Origin of the sequence: Paenibacillus sp. MMO-177 (assembly GCF_037147795.1) — a bacterium.
Lineage (GTDB): Bacteria > Bacillota > Bacilli > Paenibacillales > Paenibacillaceae > Pristimantibacillus.
On record NZ_JBBCUR010000005.1, the window covers coordinates 225,343 to 244,657 of the forward strand.

General features: G+C 52.6%; 15 protein-coding genes and 1 other annotated feature. Of the genes, 6 read left to right on the forward strand and 9 right to left on the reverse strand.

The genetic code is table 11. The features are described 5' to 3' along the window. Nucleotides 1-16 precede the first annotated feature (16 nt). Both tyrS and WFK81_RS19215 read right to left on the reverse strand, forming a co-directional pair. Nucleotides 17-1,276: a tyrosine--tRNA ligase gene (gene tyrS, locus WFK81_RS19210; protein WP_336787998.1), complete on the reverse strand. Its 1,260-nt coding sequence runs from the start codon at nt 1,274-1,276 to the stop codon at nt 17-19. A gap of 60 nt (nt 1,277-1,336) precedes the next feature. Next, nucleotides 1,337-1,565, reverse strand: a binding site (T-box leader). A gap of 55 nt (nt 1,566-1,620) precedes the next feature. After that, entirely contained in the window at nt 1,621-3,696 is a 2,076-nt protein-coding gene (locus WFK81_RS19215) for a beta-galactosidase (protein WP_336787999.1), read from the reverse strand. Between the two features lie 126 nt (nt 3,697-3,822). On the opposite strand from WFK81_RS19215, the gene WFK81_RS19220 reads away from it, so the two are divergent. The 4 genes from WFK81_RS19220 to WFK81_RS19235 all read left to right on the forward strand — a co-directional run bounded on the left by WFK81_RS19220 (nt 3,823) and on the right by WFK81_RS19235 (nt 8,707). Then, a complete protein-coding gene (locus WFK81_RS19220) occupies nt 3,823-4,650 on the forward strand; it encodes an AraC family transcriptional regulator (protein ID WP_336788000.1) in 828 nt (275 codons plus the stop codon). A gap of 104 nt (nt 4,651-4,754) precedes the next feature. Continuing rightward, nucleotides 4,755-5,936: a M20 family metallopeptidase gene (locus tag WFK81_RS19225; RefSeq protein ID WP_336788001.1), complete on the forward strand. Its 1,182-nt coding sequence runs from the start codon at nt 4,755-4,757 to the stop codon at nt 5,934-5,936. Between the two features lie 189 nt (nt 5,937-6,125). Then, nucleotides 6,126-7,820: a M3 family oligoendopeptidase gene (locus tag WFK81_RS19230; protein ID WP_336788002.1), complete on the forward strand. Its 1,695-nt coding sequence runs from the start codon at nt 6,126-6,128 to the stop codon at nt 7,818-7,820. A gap of 14 nt (nt 7,821-7,834) precedes the next feature. Continuing rightward, entirely contained in the window at nt 7,835-8,707 is an 873-nt protein-coding gene (locus tag WFK81_RS19235; protein WP_336788003.1) for a GNAT family N-acetyltransferase, read from the forward strand. Between the two features lie 527 nt (nt 8,708-9,234). On the opposite strand, the gene WFK81_RS19240 is transcribed toward WFK81_RS19235, so the two are convergent. From WFK81_RS19240 to pdxR, 3 genes are all read right to left on the reverse strand, one after another. Next, nucleotides 9,235-10,854, reverse strand: a complete 1,620-nt coding sequence (locus WFK81_RS19240) for a glycoside hydrolase family 9 protein (RefSeq protein ID WP_336788004.1) — start codon at nt 10,852-10,854, stop codon at nt 9,235-9,237. A gap of 168 nt (nt 10,855-11,022) precedes the next feature. Then, nucleotides 11,023-11,379 (reverse strand): nucleotide excision repair endonuclease, encoded by a 357-nt coding sequence (locus WFK81_RS19245; protein WP_336788005.1) that lies wholly within the window; start codon nt 11,377-11,379, stop codon nt 11,023-11,025. A gap of 6 nt (nt 11,380-11,385) precedes the next feature. After that, nucleotides 11,386-12,834 (reverse strand): MocR-like pyridoxine biosynthesis transcription factor PdxR, encoded by a 1,449-nt coding sequence (gene pdxR / locus WFK81_RS19250; RefSeq protein WP_336788006.1) that lies wholly within the window; start codon nt 12,832-12,834, stop codon nt 11,386-11,388. Between the two features lie 112 nt (nt 12,835-12,946). On the opposite strand from pdxR, the gene WFK81_RS19255 reads away from it, so the two are divergent. After that, on the forward strand, nt 12,947-13,489 hold the full coding sequence (locus WFK81_RS19255; protein WP_336788007.1) for a pyridoxamine 5'-phosphate oxidase family protein: 543 nt from the start codon (nt 12,947-12,949) through the stop codon (nt 13,487-13,489). Nucleotides 13,490-13,632: 143 nt separating this feature from the next. On the opposite strand, the gene WFK81_RS19260 is transcribed toward WFK81_RS19255, so the two are convergent. Further along, on the reverse strand, nt 13,633-14,607 hold the full coding sequence (locus WFK81_RS19260) for a 2-hydroxyacid dehydrogenase (protein ID WP_336788008.1): 975 nt from the start codon (nt 14,605-14,607) through the stop codon (nt 13,633-13,635). A 38-nt stretch (nt 14,608-14,645) separates the two neighbouring features. Between WFK81_RS19260 and WFK81_RS19265 the strand changes: the two genes are divergently transcribed. Next, entirely contained in the window at nt 14,646-15,638 is a 993-nt protein-coding gene (locus WFK81_RS19265; protein ID WP_336788009.1) for a helix-turn-helix domain-containing protein, read from the forward strand. 24 nt (nt 15,639-15,662) lie between these two features. Here the strand turns inward: WFK81_RS19265 and WFK81_RS19270 are convergent, their stop codons facing one another. From WFK81_RS19270 to WFK81_RS19280, 3 genes are all read right to left on the reverse strand, one after another. Beyond that, entirely contained in the window at nt 15,663-16,382 is a 720-nt protein-coding gene (locus WFK81_RS19270) for a response regulator transcription factor (RefSeq protein ID WP_116393787.1), read from the reverse strand. Between the two features lie 91 nt (nt 16,383-16,473). Next, complete coding sequence (pnpS, locus tag WFK81_RS19275; protein WP_336788010.1) at nt 16,474-18,249, reverse strand: two-component system histidine kinase PnpS; 1,776 nt, start codon at nt 18,247-18,249, stop codon at nt 16,474-16,476. Nucleotides 18,250-18,301: 52 nt separating this feature from the next. After that, on the reverse strand, nt 18,302-19,219 hold the full coding sequence (locus WFK81_RS19280) for a bile acid:sodium symporter family protein (RefSeq protein ID WP_336788011.1): 918 nt from the start codon (nt 19,217-19,219) through the stop codon (nt 18,302-18,304). Between the last annotated feature and the right edge of the window lie 96 nt (nt 19,220-19,315).

Consider the following 19,315-nt stretch of genomic DNA (forward strand, 5'->3'; position numbering starts at 1 on the left):
GTTATTTCAATCCATCTTAAGCCATCTTCACGAGACTGTATTTTTTCTTGCCCTTGCGGATAATAATGAACCGTCCTCCAATCGCGTGCTCCGAGGACACCTCCAGCGCTAGGTCGGTTACGCGTTCGCCATTCATGGAGATGGCGCCGTTCGTAATATCCTCTCTCGCTTGGCGTTTGGAAGGCTCAATGCCGAGATCAACCAGCCAGTCTACGATGTTCTTTGCTTCATTCGTCGACTCGAATGTCGGCATTTCCTTGAAGCCCTGCTCGATCTCTTCCGCGCTGAGCGACTTGATATCGCCGCTGAACAACGCAGCCGTAATGCGCAGCGCTTGCTGCAGCAGCTCTTCGCTATGGACAAAACGCGTCATCTCCTCGGCAAGCTTCTTCTGGGCTTCGCGTTTATGCGGCTCCGTAGCCACTTTCTCGGCTAATGCTTCAATCTCTTCCTTCGAGAGGAACGTGAAGTATTTCAAGTATTTAACGACGTCACGGTCGTCCGTGTTAGCCCAGAACTGGTAGAACTCGTACGGGGTTGTTTTCTCCGGATCCAGCCAGATTGCCCCGCCTGCCGTCTTGCCGAACTTCGTTCCGTCAGCCTTCAGCATAAGCGGAATCGTAAGGCCAAACGCCTTCGCTTCGCTGCCTTCCTTTTTGCGGATCAGATCTAAACCGCTGGTGATATTGCCCCATTGGTCGGAGCCCCCGATTTGAAGCTGTACGTCTTCTTCCCGGAACAAATGCAGGAAGTCGAGCGATTGCAAAATTTGGTACGAGAACTCCGTAAACGAAATGCCGCTCTCGAGCCGGCTCGACACGACATCCTTCGCGAGCATCGTGTTGATGCTGAAGTTTTTGCCGTAGTCGCGAAGGAACTCGATAACGTTGATCTTATGCGTCCAGTCATAGTTGTTGACCATGCGCATATTGTTATCGCCTTCGGTGAGGAACAACTTGCGAAGCTGCGCGCCAAGCGCTTCCACATTCGCCTGAATTTGTTCCAGCGTCTGCAAAGATCGCTCGGAAGTGCGGCCGCTTGGGTCGCCAATCGTACCGGTCGCTCCTCCGATCAGAATAACCGGACGGTGACCTGCCAGCTGGAACCGCTTAAGCACCATAAACGGGATCAGGTGGCCGATATGCATGCTGTCTCCCGTCGGATCCACTCCGCAATAGAGCGAAACAGCCTTCTCGTTTGTCAATTCCCGCAGTCCCTCTGCGTCGGTCTGTTGGTTAATGGCGTCGCGCCATTCCAGTTCATCAATAATGTTCATTGTTTAGCTCTCCTTTTTAGCCGTGTTAAAAACAAAAAAACGCCCCTATGTCTAAATAGACATAGGGACGATTCGTTTACCGTGGTACCACCCAACTTGCATGAAGCCGCCTTGTGCAAGGCTAACCTTCATACCGCTCTAGGCGAGATATCGTTCGCCGTAACCGCCCGGCATTACCCGGGATGCTCCAGAGTGTATTTCGCGGGACTTAATGTGTGCCGGGTTCCATCGCCCCCCGGCTTTCTAGGACAGGGATTAAGCCGCTACTGCGCTCTTTCGCCGCATAAGTTATATCAAGTTACAGAAATTATAGAGAATGGCGCAATAAATGTCAATCGCTATGCTTAAGAGTGGAAGCTTGCTTTTCTTTTCAGAATCCGTACTCCGTTAAGCGGAAGCTCAAGCTCGTTGCCCGCCTTGCCGCCGGCAAGAACATCCTCGTACGCCTGCTCGTCGAGCTTCACTTGCTGCGCCGATTCGCTAAAGTTCATTACGAATACATAATCAAACTCGCCATCGGAACGCAATTGAGCCGTAACGCCTTGCGGAAGCTCAGTCTCAACGACGCGCTTCAGTCCTTCCTGCTCGACCAGCTTCTTGAAGAAATCGGTGAAGAACGGCTCGGTATTGCGGGAAGCGACATAATACGCTTTGCCTTCGCCAAGCTGGTTCACCGTCAGTGCCGGACGGCCTGCGTAGAAGTCATCGCCGTATACGGCCAAAGCCTCCGCGCCTTCCAGGTGAATCAGATCGCAGAGCTCAATCGCATCATAGGAGCCGGTAAGACCCAGTTTGTTGCCGTCCGACATCACAACGCTGTTCCTTTCCCCGTCGTACAGGGAGTCAATCTCCTCGGACCAGATGCCAAGCGTCTTGCGGAGCGGTCCAGGGAAGCCATCCAGGAAGCAGAGATCGCTTTCGTTAACGATACCCGACCAGTACGTCGCAACAAACGTACCGCCATTCTTAACGAATTCCTCAATGCGCTCGCCAACGCCCGGACGAACCATGTACAGCATCGGTGCAATCAGAAGCTTGTAAGAATCAAAGGCGCATTCCGAATCGATGATATCGACAGGTACGCCCATATCCCAAAGCGGACGATAGTGGCGTTTCAGCGTTTCTTCATAATGAATGCCGCAGTTGCGGGGGCCTTGCGAATCCTTCACCGCCCAGCGGTTTTCCCAGTCGTTAATAAGCGCGACTTGCGGCTTCACCGATGTTCCGACAACCCCCTGCAGCTTCTCAAGCGCTTGGCCGACATCCGTAACATCCTTGAAGACGCGGGTATTCTCGTGGCCAACATGGTCTACGACAGCGCCGTGCAGCTTCTCGCTGGAGCCGCGGCTTTTGCGCCATTGGAAATATTGAACCGTATCCGAGCCGTGGGCAACCGCCTGCATGGAAGCCAGCAGATGCATACCCGGCTTCTTCAGCTTGCTGATCGGCTGCCAGTTCGTCATGCTTGGCGTGCTTTCCATCAGCATAAACGGCTTGCCGCCTTTAAGCGAACGGAACACGTCATGGTTGAAGCCGATCCACGCCGCAAGCTCGCTTTGGTCCTTCGCGTCATGCCAAGTCGGATAAGCATCCCAGGAAATAACGTCGAGAAGCTCGGTGAATTTCCAGTAATTCAGCGGCTCAAAATCCAGCATGAAATTGGTTGTAATCGGCAGCTCCGGATTAATCTCGCGAAGCGGCTCCATTTCGTTGCGGCAGAAATCCACCGTTTGATCGGTTACGAATCTTCTCCAGTCCACGTTCATGCCGTGTACCGCTTTTTCCCCGCGGTAAGTAGGCGTATCGATCTGGCTGAAGCTCGTATATTTATGAGCCCAGAAGGTTGTCCACCATGCGTGATTCAAAGCTTCGATCGTACCGTAGCGCTTTTCCAGCCAGTTCTGGAACGCCTCTCTGCAGTAATTGCAATGGCATTCTCCGCCGTATTCATTGGAAATGTGCCAGCCGATTACAGCTGGATGATCCGCATAACGTTCCGCCAGCTTGCGGTTCATTTCCTTCACCTTCGCGCGGTATACCGGCGAGGAGAAGCAATGATTATGGCGCGCGCCATGCATATTGCGGATTCCGTTCTCCTCTACGCGAAGAACCTCCGGATATTTTTCCGACATCCAAGCCGGTCTTGCGCCGCTTGGCGTGGCAAGCAAAGCATAAATGCCGTTCGCCGCAAAACGGTCCAGCAGCTGATCCATCCATTCAAACGTATATACGCCTTCTTCAGGCTCATAAGCCGCCCACGAGAAAATGCCGACAGACATCACATTGCTGCTCGACAGCTTCATCAGGCGGATATCTTCTTCCAGAACATGAGGATAATCAAGCCATTGGTCCGGGTTATAATCCGCTCCATGGAGCATTTGCGGGAATTTCGGGCTGATTGGCGGGAACTTCAAGGTCATTGGTGTTAACCTCCATACAATTAGTTTGTCTATTACGATATTAATATTGTAATACGCATCAAGATCCAATAAAATCACATTATATTCACATCACTTTAAATATATGAAACTGGAAGTGTCTCCATTATGGATAAATTAGTATTTCCGATTCTGGCCGATTCCGACCGCAAGCTCCCCCTCTACGTAGACATTATCGGACATTGGAACAACCAGGAGACGATTGACCGTCAGCAGGGCTTTCCGCATTACCAATGGCTTCAGTCAACCGGAGGAGAAGGCGAGCTATGGATCGGAGATGAGCGGTATACCGTAAAAGCAGGCCAGGGCTTTTGTTTGTTTCCCGGCGTTCCCCACCGCTATTATGCGGTCCGGGAACCGTGGGATGTCTATTTCATCAGCTTTGGCGGCAGCCTTGCGAAGGACCTGCTTGACCAGGCGGGCATCAAAGAACCCGGCCTTTATTCCGTTACCGACAGCGAAATGATTGTTGCCCATCTGCGCGGCATTTCCGCTATGGCGGAATCGGGGCTGCCTTTTCTCGGCCTTGAATGCTCGAAGTTGTTGTATTTGTTCCTGCTCGATTTGATGAAGGTCGTACAGGTCAGCACTCAATCCGCAGAGCAATATTACATGCGGCTCAACCCGGTTATCCGTTATATCGAAGAGCATATCGGCAGCGTCATGACGATTCAGGATTTATCTTCGCGCATTGGCGTTACCCCTCAATATTTGTGCCGCCTATTTAAGCAGCTGATGGGCATGCGGCCGATGGAATACGTGAACCGGGAACGGATTAATCGCAGCAAGGAGCTCATGTTTCTGGACCGGGAGCATAAAATGTACGACATTGCCTCCATGGTAGGCTTCGATAGCGCCAGCTACTTCAGCACCGTCTTCAAGCGAGTGGAAGGCATGAGTCCGGAGCAGTTCAAGAGAATGCACGGCATTCATTAAAGCGAGGCAAAGCTTCTTCATTGCCCGATGCCGCACTGGCAGGCAATTATGCGGCATATCGGTTATAATGATGGCGATAGAGCTTTACGGAAGGGGGCTTGTCCATGACAAGCAGCAACAAACAACTCGTATTTGATGTGATTGACTCCCATGCAGATGCATTCAAACAAATCTCGCGCACGATTGGCGCCAATCCCGAGCTTGGTCACCAGGAATTCAAGTCCGCGGCTATGCTATGCGAAGAGCTGGAAAAACAAGGATTCTCGGTTGAACGGGGAACGCTTGGCATTCCTACCGCGTTTATCGGAACCTATACGACCGGCAAGCCGGGTCCAACCGTCGCCTTTTTATGCGAATACGACGCTCTGCCGGAAATCGGACATGCCTGCGGCCATCATCTCATCTGCACGATGGGAATTGCGGCAGCTGTTGGTTTAAAGGCCGTTATTGATCAATTTGGCGGGACGATCCGCGTCTACGGCACGCCTGCGGAAGAAACCAAAGGCGCCAAGGTGCCGATGTCCGAAGCCGGGCTGTTCGACGACTGCGACTTTGCGCTGATGGCGCATCCCTACTATACGTTTGAAAAATCCGGCGATTCTCTGGCGCTCGACGCAATCCGGTTCGAATATTTCGGCAAGCCGGCCCATGCGGCGGCAAGCCCTTACGAAGGCATTAATGCCCTCGACGCGGTTCTGCAGCTGTTCAACAGCATTAATGCCCTCCGCCAGCAGACTCGGAGCGACGCTCGCATTCATGGCATTATCGATAACGGCGGCAAAGCGCCTAATGTCATTCCCGACTACGCTTCCGCCCAATTCTATGTCCGTTCCGCTTCCCGGGCTTACACGAACGAGCTTGCCGAGAAGGTTCGCCGCTGCGCCGAGGGTGCCGCCTTGCAGACCGGCTGCAGGCTGGAGATGAGCAATTATGAATTTTCCTATGATGAGCTGCTTACGAATGAAGCTTTGTCCGAAAGCTTCACCGCCAACTTGCTTGAGCTAGGCGTAAAGCCGGAAGAGATTGAGACCGGGAAGGATCATGGCTCGCTGGATCTCGGCAATGTATCCGTCCGCTGTCCTGCCATTCATCCTTATGTCAAAATCGTCGAGGAGCGTTACCTCCTCCATACGGTGGAGTTCCGTGACGCGGCGATGACGGAGCGCGCGCTCGAGCGGATGATTTTTGCCGCCAAGACGCTGGCTGCCACCGCTTATGATGTGATTGCCGATCCCGCTTTGCTCGCACGGATTCGCGAGGAATTTGAGCTCAGAACCCGGAGATAACATCCACATTCTGAACATACGTGCATAAGAGGCTTCTCTTCGCTTGAGCATTGGTGAAGGAAGCCTTTTTGCTTGCGGATGAAGCAGGATTAACCGCTAACCCTAACGAATAGACATCTTAAGACGATGGTTCTACCATTGATTTCCTATTTTTAATATCGATGATCAAGAGAGGGCAGGTGTATCCAAGTGAAATTTAATGAGTATCGTTACGAACGTCCCGATGTAGCGTCTTTCGAGAAGCAGTTCAAGGAGCTTTTATCCGCCTTTAACGCGGCAAGCCGTTTCGATGAGCAGGATGCCGCGATGACTGGCCTGAACAAGCTGCGTAGCGAATTCGATACGATGCAGCAAATTGCGAGCATCCGTCATTCGATTGATACGAACGATGAATTTTATAAAGCCGAGCAGGATTTCTTCGATGAGAACGGACCTGTCGTACAGGAATACATAACGGATTATTACCGGGCTCTGGCGGGCTCTGCATTCCGTCCGGAGCTGGAGGCCAAATGGGGCCGTCAGCTGTTCCAGCTGGCCGAACTTTCGCTGAAAACCTTCAGCCCGGAGGTTATCGAGGATCTTCAGCAGGAGAACAAGCTGTCCACCGAGTACACGAAGCTTATCGCTTCCGCCAAAATTATGTTTGACGGCGAAGAACGGACGCTTTCTCAATTATCGCCATTCCAGCAATCGACCGACCGCTCCGTTCGTAAGCAGGCTTCCGAAGCTTCTTCCGGTTTCATGAGCGAGCATGAAGCTGAATTTGACCGGATTTACGATGAGCTGGTGAAGGTGCGCACCCGCATCGCGAAAAAGCTCGGCTTCGCCAATTTCGTTGAGCTTGGTTATGCCCGCATGAGCCGTACCGATTATACGGCGGAGATGGTGGCGAACTTCCGCAATCAGGTGCTCGAGCATATCGTGCCGGTGGCGAGCAAGCTGAAGGAACGCCAGCGCGAGCGCATCGGAGTCGACCAGCTCTACTACTACGACGAGAACCTTGCTTTCTTGTCCGGCAATGCAAAGCCAAAGGGCAGTCCGGATTGGATCGTCGAGAACGGAGCAAGGATGTATGCGGAGCTGTCGCCGGAGACGGATGAGTTTTTCCGGTTTATGATGGATAACGGCCTGATGGATCTGGTTGCGAAAAAGGGCAAGCAAGGCGGCGGATATTGCACCTATATCAGCGAATACGGCGCACCGTTTATTTTCTCCAACTTTAACGGCACCTCCGGAGATATCGATGTGTTGACGCACGAAGCGGGCCACGCCTTCCAGGTGTACGAGAGCAGAAGCTTTGCCGTGCCTGAGTACGCCTTCCCTACTTATGAAGCCTGCGAGATTCATTCGATGAGCATGGAGTTTTTCACTTGGCCGTGGATGGACCTGTTCTTCAAGGAAGACGCGGATAAATACCGGTTCCAGCATCTGGCGAGCGCTCTTCTCTTCCTCCCTTATGGCGTAACGGTTGACGAATTCCAGCATTTTGTCTACGAGAATCCGGATGCTACGCCTGCTGAACGGAAAGCAGCATGGCGCGAAATCGAGAAGAAGTATTTGCCGCACCGCAATTACGAGGAGAACAACTATCTCGAGCAAGGTGCTTTCTGGCAGCGTCAGGGGCATATTTTCGGCAGTCCGTTCTATTATATCGATTACACCCTGGCGCAGATTTGTGCCTTTCAGTTCTGGAAAAGAATGCACGAGGACCGGACCGCGGCATGGGCCGATTACCTCAAGCTCTGCCAGCAAGGCGGAAGCCTCTCTTTCACTGAGCTCGTCAAGGTGGCCGGCCTGATCTCGCCGTTTGAGGATGGCTGCGTCACTTCCGTTATCGGCAGCATCGACAGCTGGCTTGAGAGCGTAGACGACAAAGCGCTGTAAGGAGACTGCTCCGTATGGATGTGACATTTCAGTCTCTTAGCGAGCTTCCGATCAAAGAAGTATCGGAGCTGTGGAACCAGTCCTTCGAAGGTTATTTTGTTCCGGCTGCGCTTCCGCTAGATCGGTTCATCGGCAGGATCGCCTCTGAAGGTCTCTCGCTTGAGCATTCCCTTGCCTGTTATGTCGACGGCGAAGCGGCGGGGCTTGTCATGAACGGCTTCCGCGAATATGATGGCCGAAAGCGGGCATGGAACGGCGGAACCGCCATCAAACCGGCCTTCCGGGGCAAAGGAATCGGAAAAGCTCTTATGCTGAGAAACTTGCAGCTGTACGAGGAATTAGGCGTTGAAGAGGCAAGTCTCGAGGCGATTTCGCAAAATGCGAATGCCATTCGGCTGTATGAATCGCTTGGTTATAGGCAGATCGACCGTCTCCTGATCCAGTCTACGGAACAACCGATTCCGGATATGGACCACACGTACGAGCATCCGTACCAGATTGCGCTTGGCATGGCAGCGGAAGCCGCACGGCTTCCCTTCTACTCCCCGGGCGAAGTCTGGCAGGCTGGTCTGCCCAGCCTGAAGGATGGCGAAAGCGTCGCTGTATTTGATGGCGGCGAGGCAGCCGGTTACGCCTTGTACAGAAGGACGTTCGGCCCGGCGGGAGACCTCACGGGCATTGTCCTATACCGGGTTGAAGTTGCTCCGGGACGTACCGACGCCAAGGATGTAATGACGGCCGCCTTGCACGAGGTGTGGCAGCCCGGCGAGATTTGCCGGCGCTCGGCTTTTAATATCCGTGCATCCAACACGGTGCTGGCTGAGCTGCTCGCCGGGATGGGGCTTGTAACCACGATGGAGCAGGTATTGATGGTGCTGGAGAGGTAGCTGGGATATGGTTAAGATCCCTAAAGGACCTTAACCATATCGTGTTGCCCCGTTTACTCCCCGTTAAGGTCCCTGATGGACCCTAACGGTCCATCATTCCCATCGTTTTCTACTATTCGGGAATGTCCGTCCTTGATTAAGGCCCTTTAGGGATCTTAATCATGTAATACTATGCCTTCAGATAGAAGTTAAGGTCCCTAAAGGACTTTAACTTACTATCCCGGTAACGCAAAAAGACCCCTATGGGGTCTTTTTCATGACTAGCTTGCCACCAGCTGTCTACTAATAATCAGTGAATAAGACCCCATGAGGGTCTTATCACTGCCATTTAGCCCTCCGAACTTACTCATAAGACCCTCGCAGGGTCTTATTTCGTGGTTTGCCCGCCTCCATGCGCCCTTTCTCGCTCCCCAAAAAGGCAATAAGACCCTGCGAGGGTCTTATCACTGCCTTTCAGCACCCCAGACCTATCAATAAGACCCCCTCAGGGTCTTATTGATAGCCACGGTCAGCGTCCGGACCACCTCTTACACAAAATGCGAGAGAACAAATACGGCAGGCGAGTTCCAGTAGATCGTAACTTCGTTTGTCGAGTAGCTTTCCATCGCATCGCCGAAGGAGGCCGCAGGAGCCCTGCCTGCCAGATGCTCGCTGGCGTATTCGTCCTGTATGCCAAGGTTGGGCCCTCCGGAGACAAGCCCAGGTACCGGCTCATCTACACCGTCACCTTCAGACGGGCGATGATGCGGATGCATAACCGGCTGGCTCCCAAACCCCGTTACGTAACTGATGCCCATCACATTCATCCCAAATAGATAATGAACGTGATCCAGCGCTAGATCCGCATAATTGTCTGTTCCCGCTACACGATCGGCAATAAGCAGCAGCATCGCATGATTGAGCACCAGCATATTGCTGCCCCATATGTACTGCTCCGGCTGCAAGGATACGCCGTATCCATCCTTCCGGCTTACTTTCGCAAGCCGCTCGGCCCGTTCCAACAGACCGGCCCGCAGCCGCTCTGAAATAGCCGGATCTCCCGTCCGTTCCGACATGAGATAAGAGATTGTCCCGTAGCCGCCCATATCGGCCCAGCCCAGCTCATACTTGTCGAAATCCCGTTCCGCCAACTGAAGAAAAGACTCGTGATACCGTTCTTCTCCCGTTGTACGGTACAACTCGGCCGCAGCCCAATACCGCTCATCGGCGTCCAGCTTATCGCCATATTCACCGGTTACGATCTCGGGCGGATTGCGGAAGCCCGGCACCTCCGGATGCTGCTCAAGCCACTCCCATGCCCGTTCGGCTGCGGCTTGGCAACCGGACGCAAACACAGAATCGAAGCCTTCGTACACGCGCGCCGCCATCGCCATAATCGCGGCAAAGCAGCCCGTTGCCGTGGCCGATACCGGAGAAACGTACAGCTCATCCGTATCGTCTTCCGGCATTGTATCCACGGCAGGGAACCGCAAAGTCGTCAGCTTGTGGAAGACGCCGCCAGAGTCCGCATCCTGCATGCGTTGCATCCATTCCAGCTCATACCGGCATTCATGGAGCACATCCGGCATCACGCCGTCTGTTTCAGGCAAAGGCACCGCTCCTGAAAAAGCCCCCGGATAATATTCATAAGCAAGCAGCAAATCCGCAACGGCTTTTGCACCCGGTCCCACGTATTTGCCGTAGTCGCCGGCATCATGCCACCCGCCCCAGGCATCTACATGTCTCGTTTCATCTCCGTATACTATCGCAGGCGTTAAATGGCATGCCCCATGCTTCCATGCTCCCGCGTACTTCTCTTCCAGCCCGATTCCGCAGCGGAAATAATAAAACGCTTTCAACAAAGCCTGATGAGCAGCCCCATAAACCTCTTCCCCGATAACAAACGGGTCAGACGTTTGCCCGTCCTCCGCCTCCAGCTTATAGGTCCCAGCTTGCCGCACACCCGAAAAATCCGCCCGGCAAACTTTCAGGCCGCTGGATTCGTCTTCAGCGGCAGCACCTGTTTTTCCCTCATACGCCACTTCGCCAGTTGCCTGGTTAATCAACCTGAACGCTCCGCCTTCACCTTCTATAACAGCCGTCTTTCGGTCCTTGCTCCGGAAGCCAAGCTGGTTAACCGCAATTATATTCCGCTTCTCCTGTTCCACAAGCAATCCCTCCCTTTTTCCGCTACATTATAGCTCATCCGCTTCTCATTGGAACTACCGAAACTAAAGAACATCCTGCGAGATTCTCACATTCTTCCCCATCACCGTCACACAACGAGAAAAGGCCCTCATTGCTGAGCAGCCTTTGCATCCAAACGCTAATATTTACTATCGGTACAACACCTTGTCCACATTGTATTTCGCACGGAATTGATTGATCAGGTATGTCTCGTAAATTTCGCGCTCCACCGGATCTTCATTCACGTAAATCTCAATCTTGGTCACTTCGTCGCGGTAATTCTTCATTGGAGATACGCTGTCTTCGAAATGCTTCTTGATGCGTGGTCTCAGCTTTCTGGCCTTGCCGACAAACAGCACGTCTCCTTTGAAATTGTAGAAAATAAAGAAGCCGCCCTTTTCGCGAGTAATCAGATGGAAATCCGTGAAATTGTAAATATGGCTGAGCTGCGGATTCACCTGCTTGTAAATCGTAACGTCCGGTTCCGGAATCGTAATGGTAATCAAAAAAACTCACTTCTCTTTCCTCGTTAGGTCTCCATCGTATTGTATCACATCTTGGGGGAACCAAGCCTTGCGCAGCCGAATAATTCCTTCTCGGATTTGCTGCTCGTTTAATCCGCCAAAACCCAGCATGATGTACGAGGGAGGACATGCCTCCGGGTCCAACCAATGCTTCTTTGGCGTATAAGCAATAACCCCATACTCTAAAGCCTTCTTCACAAGCTCATCGCCGGAGCGACCATGGACATCAAGCAGCAGATGCATGCCCGACCGTTCCCCGATAATGCCGACATGGCTGCCGAGCTGTTCCTGAATCGTACGGAGCAGCATCCGGTGGCGGGATTGGTACAGCTTCTTCATCTTGCGAATATGGCTTTCGAAATACCCTTCCTTCATGAACCGGTACATGGCGGCTTGAATAAGCGGCGATACAGACTGGCTGTAAGCCTGCAGCTTGCTTCTGAAGTTTTGCGCGGCCCGTTCCGGCATCACCATATAGCTTAACCGCACTCCCGGCAGGAACGACTTCGAGAAGGTTCCCAAATAAATAACCTTGTCCCCGGTGTCCAGCGCCTTAAGCGCCGGAATCGGCTGCCCCTGATAACGCAGCTCGCTGTCGAAATCATCTTCGATGATATAGCCGTCCTGCTCATAGGCCCATTGAAGCAGCTTGATCCGGTTGTGGACAGGCATGATCATCCCGAGGGGAAACTGATGGGAGGGCGTCACATATACCATAGCGGCCGTACTGCTCTTCAAGTGCGCCACCGAGATTCCGTCATGTTCCAGAGGCATAGGGATGATCTTTCGCCCCATGTTCACCAGAACCGCTCTAACGCCGTTATAGCCTGGCTCCTCCATCGCAATCTCTTCAGGCAAGGGCAGCAGCTGAGCCAGCAGGCTGACCATCGTCTGAGTCCCGGCGCTTAAGAAAATCTGATCCGGCTCGCATACCACCCCGCGCGACTGGTACAAGTAACGGGCAATCTCGGACCTTAGCCCCTTATGTCCCTGGCGGTCCCCATAGCCGTACACCTCCGTCGTGCATTCCTCCAGGGCATCCACCAGGCATTTCTTCCACAGCCGCACCGGAAAATGCTCAAGCTCAACATCGCCATATTCAAAGTTAATTGCGTTAGGCGGCATCGACTCCGGGCTTGACTCGGCTTCTGGTCTGGCCGGCTTTGTCTCCGCAATCCCCTCAAGCTGGTCCAAGGGCATCACATATAAGCCGCTGCGGAGCCTGCTTTGTATATAGCCTTCCGCCAGAAGCTGCTGATAGGCGGTTTCAACGGTATTTTTGCTGACGGACAAATAAACCGAGAGCTGACGGATCGAAGGCAGACGGTCATTTTCCCGCAGCATGCCCGATTCGATCTGTCCTTTTAAATAGGCAAAAAGCTGCTGATAAAGCGGAATCCCGCTTTGTTTATCCAATTCCGGCGTTAAGCTGATCATTCCGCCACCTCAATCTGTACCCTTTATTTTTAACAAAACTGTACCTTTCGACAGGGACAGATTCCTTCTACAATGATAACACAATGAAACGATAGAAAGGCAGTGAAGCAAAATGTTTCCCATCCGCTTGCAAAAAAGAGCCTGCACCGACGCAGGCAAAATCGAACGTTTCCTGGGGCAGGCCCGGACCGGATTTCTTGGCCTCGCCTCGGACAATGTCCCTTATGTCGTCCCTTTAAACTTTGTCTGGAAAGATAACGCCATCTATTTTCACGGTGCATCCGAAGGTCGGAAGATCGATATGATTGAGAGCAACCCGGCCGCCTGCTTTACGGTCAGCGAAGAATACGGCACCATCGCCGATCCCACGCCTGCCCATGTCGACACCGCCTATATGAGCGCCATTATCCACGGTACCGTCGAGAAAGTCGACGATTGGGACGAAGCGACCGCCGCGATGCAGGTTATGCTGGACAAATACGTTCCCGGCTATTTCGACCGGCCGCTGGCGAAGACTCACCTGGAACGGTACGTCTCCTCAATGGGCAGCAAAACCTCCGTATTTAAGCTGACCGCAAGCTCCCTCTCCGCGAAGGAAAGCGAAGTGAATCCGGCAAAAATGTATTTCGAAGGCCGAAAAAGCCGCGAGGACTAAGCCATTGGGGGCTGTTTCGGTTCAAACTGGACCGGATAATGGGATTATCCGCCCTCGTTAACGATTAGGTCAGCCCTATGGCGGCTAATATGCTTACACGCAAATAAAGAGGATGCTCCAACGAAGGAGCATCCTTTTCACCATTAGTTCTTCAATTCGGGAATTACGTATTGCGGCTCTCTGCCATATAGCGCATCCACCAGGTTGCGGGCCGCTACCATCGCCATGTCGTTCCTCGTCTTCTTGGTTGCCGAGCCGATATGCGGCAGCGTCACCACATTATCGAGCTGAAGCAGCGGATTATCCGGGCTGACGGGCTCCTTCTCATACACATCGAGGCCTGCCGCATAAATCCGTTTCGTGCGCAAAGCCTCAATCAGAGCTGCTTCGTCAACCGTCTCGCCTCGAGATACGTTAATAAAGATCGCCGTCCGTTTCATCCGGTTAAATTGCTCTTCGCCGATCATATGCTTAGTCTCCGGAGTAAGCGGCGTCATTAGAACGATAAAATCCGACTGCTCCAACAGCTCGTTAAGCGCCAGGTAATTTACGCCAAGGCGTTCCTCCGTCTCCGGCTTGCGATTTCGGTTATAGTAGGATACCTCCATATCGAATCCGAATTTGGCGCGTTTTGCAATCTGCTCGCCAATGCGTCCCATGCCGATAATGCCAAGCTTCGCATGATGCACGTCGAGTCCAAACAGCTGCTCGCCAACACCGCGCTGCCATTCCCCTGCACGGACGAGATTATGCAGCTCCGTTACTCTGCGGGCCGCTGCCAGCATAAGGGCAAGCGTCAAATCCGCAACCGTTTCATCCAGCACATACGGCGTGTGCGTGCCGATAATGCCGCGTTTTTTCATCGCGTCCAGATCGTTATGGTTATAGCCTACCGAAATATTGCTGACTGCCTTGAGCTTAGGCGCTGCGCTTAACAGCCGTTCGCTGATGGCATTGCCCGCTGCAAGCAGCCCTTCCACGTCGCCGAGCTTTTCGGCAAGCTCCTGCCCGGTAATCGCTCTCTCCGGGTTTTGCCACATTTCGCAATCGCAATATTGATCGAGGTATGCCTTTACCTCATCGGATACTTTGGATGATATGTACACTTTTGGCCGCATGCCGTCATCTCCTCTCGCGTTCTTACTCTATTATACCTATGTCCCCGCCGATTTGGCGAATGGTTGCCTTTAACGCCGAAGCCCACTACAATGAAGAAGGCAACCTGTCGCCTACGGGCGGCAAGTGCGGAATCAAACTTCAACGTAAGGTGGGACCAGCAAAGGTGGAGCCGTTTAACGAGAAAGTTGTCTATGAAAACCCTTTGTTATCCTTGCGTGTCTGGCAGCCGATCCGGAAGGATGACGATTTCACCAACTGGCATTATCACCGGCAGCTTGAGCTGCTCTATATCATAAAAGGCAGGCTGGATGTGGATGTGGAGGAAGACAGCTACCATCTGGAGCCGGGCGACATCATTATGATCGGCGCTTCCCAGCTGCACCGCGACAAAAGTGTCGGGCATCTCGACTACATCGTCCTTCAGTTCGAGCTGGAGCCGTTTTTCGATCAAAGCACGATTGCTTATATGCGTTATTTCTCCGAGACCGAGAATCCGCTCAGCATGGCCAATTATATTTTTCAAGAGAACGGCAAGGTGAAGAAGCAGATCGGTGACTATATCCGCCAGCTTCATCATGAGGCGGAACGCAAGGAGACCGGCTATGAAATCGCGGTCAGCGTGCTGATCAAGCAGATTCTGCTGACGCTGCTGCGCAACGACAACCGGAAGATGCTCGCCGAGCAGGACGACTTCGACAGACTCCGGCTGAAGCCTGTCCTGGACTACGTCGAGAACCGGCTGACCGACCGGATTCAGGTGGAGGAAGTATGCCGGATCGCCAACATGAGCTATTATTACTTCGTCAAGTTCTTCAAGAAAACAATAGGGATGTCCTTCACCGAATTCGTCAATTACCGGAAGATCAAATGGGCTGAACGGATACTTCTAACGAAGGATCTTAGCATTACCGAGGTCGGGGAGCGGATCGGAATGCCTAACATGGCCCACTTCTATAAGATGTTCAAGAAGTACAACGACTGCTCTCCCAAGCAATTCCAGCGCAAGATGCTGGATTGGAACCGGCAATAGCGCCAACAAAAAAACTCGTCCACCTTATCCCTTTGGTGTGACGAGTTTTTTTGACATGACTAATTTATAACCGACGCCGCGAATCGATTCGATCTGTACGGATTGGCCAAGCTCCAGCTTCTTGCGCAGCGAGCTGACATGGACGTCAACCGTACGCTGGCCGCCGATATAATCAAAGCCCCAGACTACGTTCATCAGATCATCGCGCGTAATAACCATCCCCGGACGTTGTACGAGATACAGCAGCACTTCGAATTCCTTCGGACGAAGCGGAACGGTCTCCCCGTTCAGAATAACTTCGTATTTCTCCGGATAAATCGACAAATCTCCGACGGTAATGACCTTCTCCGAGGTTTCGATCGGCACGCTGTCATCCTGCTGCGTCCGGCGCAATACCGCCGATACTCTCGCGAGCAGCTCCGCCACGCCAAACGGCTTCGTAATATAGTCATCCGCGCCATGCTTCAGCCCTTGAACGACTTCTTCCTCCGCATTGCGGGCGGTCAAAATAATAATAGGCGTCTTAACGCCGTTCTGGCGAAGCCTTGTTAATATTTCAAAGCCGTTCAAGCCTGGCAGCATAATGTCCAAAATAATGAGATCAAAGGTGCGCTGCAAAGCGGTCTGAAGCCCGGTTGCACCATGATCAATGACAGTCGTATCGTAACCCTCTTGCGTCAGATTATACGACAAAAGTCGCGCGAGTGTCGGTTCATCCTCAATAACGAGCACTTTATGTGACATGAGTACCTCCAGCTTGTCCAGCCTGGACACAAATTTTCTACCTTATTTTATCACGATTTCATGAAGAATGGGTAAATTTTTCGGCCGGCTGTTATTGCTGAAGAACGGGCAGCTCGATGACAAATGTCGAACCGACGCCTACCGTGCTTGTCACCGCTATCGTGCCTTTGTGCAGCTCAACCAGATGCTTGACGATCGACAGACCAAGTCCGGTGCCGCCTGAACTTCGGGATCTTGCCTTATCAACCCGGTAGAACCGCTCGAAAATCCGCGGCAGATCCTTCTTCGGAATGCCGATGCCGGTATCGCTGATCTGGATCCGGATATGATCTTCATCGATGCTTGCGATATTAACCGATACTTTACCGCCTTCCGGCGTATAGTTTACGCCATTTGCGATGACATTCATCATAATTTGCCGCAAACGGTCCTCATCGGCTTCCACGTACAAGCCATGCTCCATCTCCAGCTGCAGCTTGATCGACTTCTTCGCTGCCTCAGGCTCCATCATCGTTACCGTTTTCGTCATGAACGAATCCATTTCCACCGGCGAGAAATAGAGCGGAACACGCTTCGATTCGATTTTCGACAAAGCCAGAATGTCCCCGATGAGACGGTTCAGCCTGTCGCTCTCGTCATAAATGATCTGCAGGAAGGAGCGCGCGGTCTCCTCATCGTTCACCGCACCGCCGAGAAGCGTCTCGGCAAAGCCTTTTACCGCTGCGATTGGCGTCTTCAGCTCATGGGATACATTCGCGACGAATTCGCTTCGCATCCGCTCAAGACGACGGATCGCCGTAACGTCCGCAAGCACGAGCAGCACCCCGCTGAATTCCTGGTTCTCCTGATGAATCGGCACCAGGTTAAGCTCAAGCAAGCGCTCCTCCGGGAAATAGAACGTAATCTCCTCGCGGATATGCTCCCGGCCCTCCAACGCTTCCTGAATCAGCTGGGACAGCTCGTATTGCTGCTTGGCCTCCGCATAATTCCTTCCGACAAGCTCGCCGGACGAAATACCGAGGAGTTCTCCGGCACGGCGGCTCATCAGCAGAATCTTGCCGGCAGGATCAATCATCATTACGCCGTTAATCATGTTGTCAAGCACGCTCTCCAGCTGGCTTTCGTTCTGCCGGATTCGCGTCATTTGCACCTCAAGGCTTTCGGCCATCGCATTAATAGCATGACCAAGCTCGCCAACTTCATCCTGCTTCCTGACCTTCACCCTTGCTTTATAATCCATCTGCTTGATGCGCTGGGCCACCTTCGTAATTTGTTCAAGCGGACGGGTTAAGCTTAAGGCGATCCGGTAGCTGATAAAAGCGGCAACAATAAACAACACCAGCAGCCCGATAATCAGAACGGTCCACAGCTGATTGATGCTCTTGTCGACTTCCTTCAGACTCATCGCCAGCCGGATCACATTGGAGTGCGGATCCGAAGGATTAACCGAAAGGGCTACGTACAATAAATTTTCGTTTAAAGTGTCGCTATGTCTAATGGCTCGTCCGATTCCGTTCTTATGAGCCTCCACAACCTCTACCCGCGTGCTGTGATTATCCATCGTTTCCGGAGCATGGTCCGAATCGCCAAGGACGGTGCCGTCGCCTGCTATAAAGGTAACCCTTGTATCGGCATAGGTCTTAAGATTCTCGGCTTCCTTCGTGAAATACGGGAACAATGCCGCGTTATCCCCCTGCTTCCACTCGGTTTTGGCCAGAATGATATGCATCTCGCGGATCATGTTGTCCTCGAGCGCATTGATATGGTTATCCTTAAACGTCTTTGCCATGAAGAGACCGGCCGCGGTTACGGATAACGCAAGGATAAGGATCATGGTTAACGTTAATCGGTTGCGAAAGCTGTTCATGGCCCTTCATCTCCAATTTGCCTATTTGTCACTCGTTTTATCGTACATGCCGTCATGCGGCTTCGCCAGTCTTGTTTTTATTAAGTTTTTGTAAAACGAAATGATGCACCGTAGCGAGCGGCTGCTGCACAAGGATAGACAGCACAACCGGTACGGCAGCTAGAGGGCTGAAGTAGCCCAGCGCCAGCACGATGCCAAGCGAAATATTTCGCATGCCCGTCGCATAGGACACCGTTACCTGCACCTCTTTGCCGCCGAATTTCGCCGTTCCGAGGAACCCTACCGCATAACATACCCCCACCAGAACAATAACAAGCGGGATCAGTTTCAGCATATCGTGCTTCAACTGGTCAACATACGGCGCAATTGCGGAAGCGTTCAGGGCCACCACCGCAACAAAGCAAAGCTTCGAGATTGGCATCGCAACGGGCTTCACCTTCTCCTGAATCCGTCCCTTGCTCAGCTCATACAAAGCTACGCCAACGATGGTTGGCAGAACAACGATAACAAACAGGTCGAACATGATCGGGCCAATCGCGATATCAACCGAAGTATTAAAGAATAAATGAATGCCGTAGGGTACAACGAAAGGACTTAATGCCGAATCCAGCACAACCATCGCAAGCACGAGAGGTACGCTCCCGCCCGACATGCCAACCCATAGAACGGTGGATACTCCAAGCGGAATGATCGTAAACAGCACGAGCCCAACCACGTAAGGCGAGGATGCGCCAAACAAAAGCGAACCAAGCCCGTAGGCAGCCAGCGGTGAAAGCAGATGCGCCAATATAAGCGTCCATAACAATATGCCGGGCTTTTTGATAACTTCATACAAATGCCGGAGCCCGCAGCCAATCCCCATCGTCAAGGTCACATAAGCAAACAAATACGGGACGGCGTCCACCATCGGAGCAAGCGCATCGGCAAAAAGAAAACCCAGGACAAGCGATCCCGGGATCAGCAGAAACATCCATCGTTCGAAAAATCGATTAAACTGCAGGCCAAACTCCCTCGTAAGCCATCCCTCTTTTCTATATGATGTCGATCAACATTATAGCCTTTATAA

Bases quoted from the DNA above. Each gene is read 5' to 3' on its own strand.
- tyrS (WP_336787998.1), bottom strand. From the start codon at position 1,276: ATGAACATTATTGATGAACTGGAATGGCGCGACGCCATTAACCAACAG.
- WFK81_RS19215 (WP_336787999.1), bottom strand. From the start codon at position 3,696: ATGACCTTGAAGTTCCCGCCAATCAGCCCGAAATTCCCGCAAATGCTC.
- WFK81_RS19220 (WP_336788000.1), top strand. From the start codon at position 3,823: ATGGATAAATTAGTATTTCCGATTCTGGCCGATTCCGACCGCAAGCTC.
- WFK81_RS19225 (WP_336788001.1), top strand. From the start codon at position 4,755: ATGACAAGCAGCAACAAACAACTCGTATTTGATGTGATTGACTCCCAT.
- WFK81_RS19235 (WP_336788003.1), top strand. From the start codon at position 7,835: ATGGATGTGACATTTCAGTCTCTTAGCGAGCTTCCGATCAAAGAAGTA.
- pdxR (WP_336788006.1), bottom strand. From the start codon at position 12,834: ATGATCAGCTTAACGCCGGAATTGGATAAACAAAGCGGGATTCCGCTT.
- WFK81_RS19255 (WP_336788007.1), top strand. From the start codon at position 12,947: ATGTTTCCCATCCGCTTGCAAAAAAGAGCCTGCACCGACGCAGGCAAA.
- WFK81_RS19260 (WP_336788008.1), bottom strand. From the start codon at position 14,607: ATGCGGCCAAAAGTGTACATATCATCCAAAGTATCCGATGAGGTAAAG.
- WFK81_RS19265 (WP_336788009.1), top strand. From the start codon at position 14,646: ATGTCCCCGCCGATTTGGCGAATGGTTGCCTTTAACGCCGAAGCCCAC.
- WFK81_RS19270 (WP_116393787.1), bottom strand. From the start codon at position 16,382: ATGTCACATAAAGTGCTCGTTATTGAGGATGAACCGACACTCGCGCGA.
- pnpS (WP_336788010.1), bottom strand. From the start codon at position 18,249: ATGAACAGCTTTCGCAACCGATTAACGTTAACCATGATCCTTATCCTT.
- WFK81_RS19280 (WP_336788011.1), bottom strand. From the start codon at position 19,219: ATGTTTCTGCTGATCCCGGGATCGCTTGTCCTGGGTTTTCTTTTTGCC.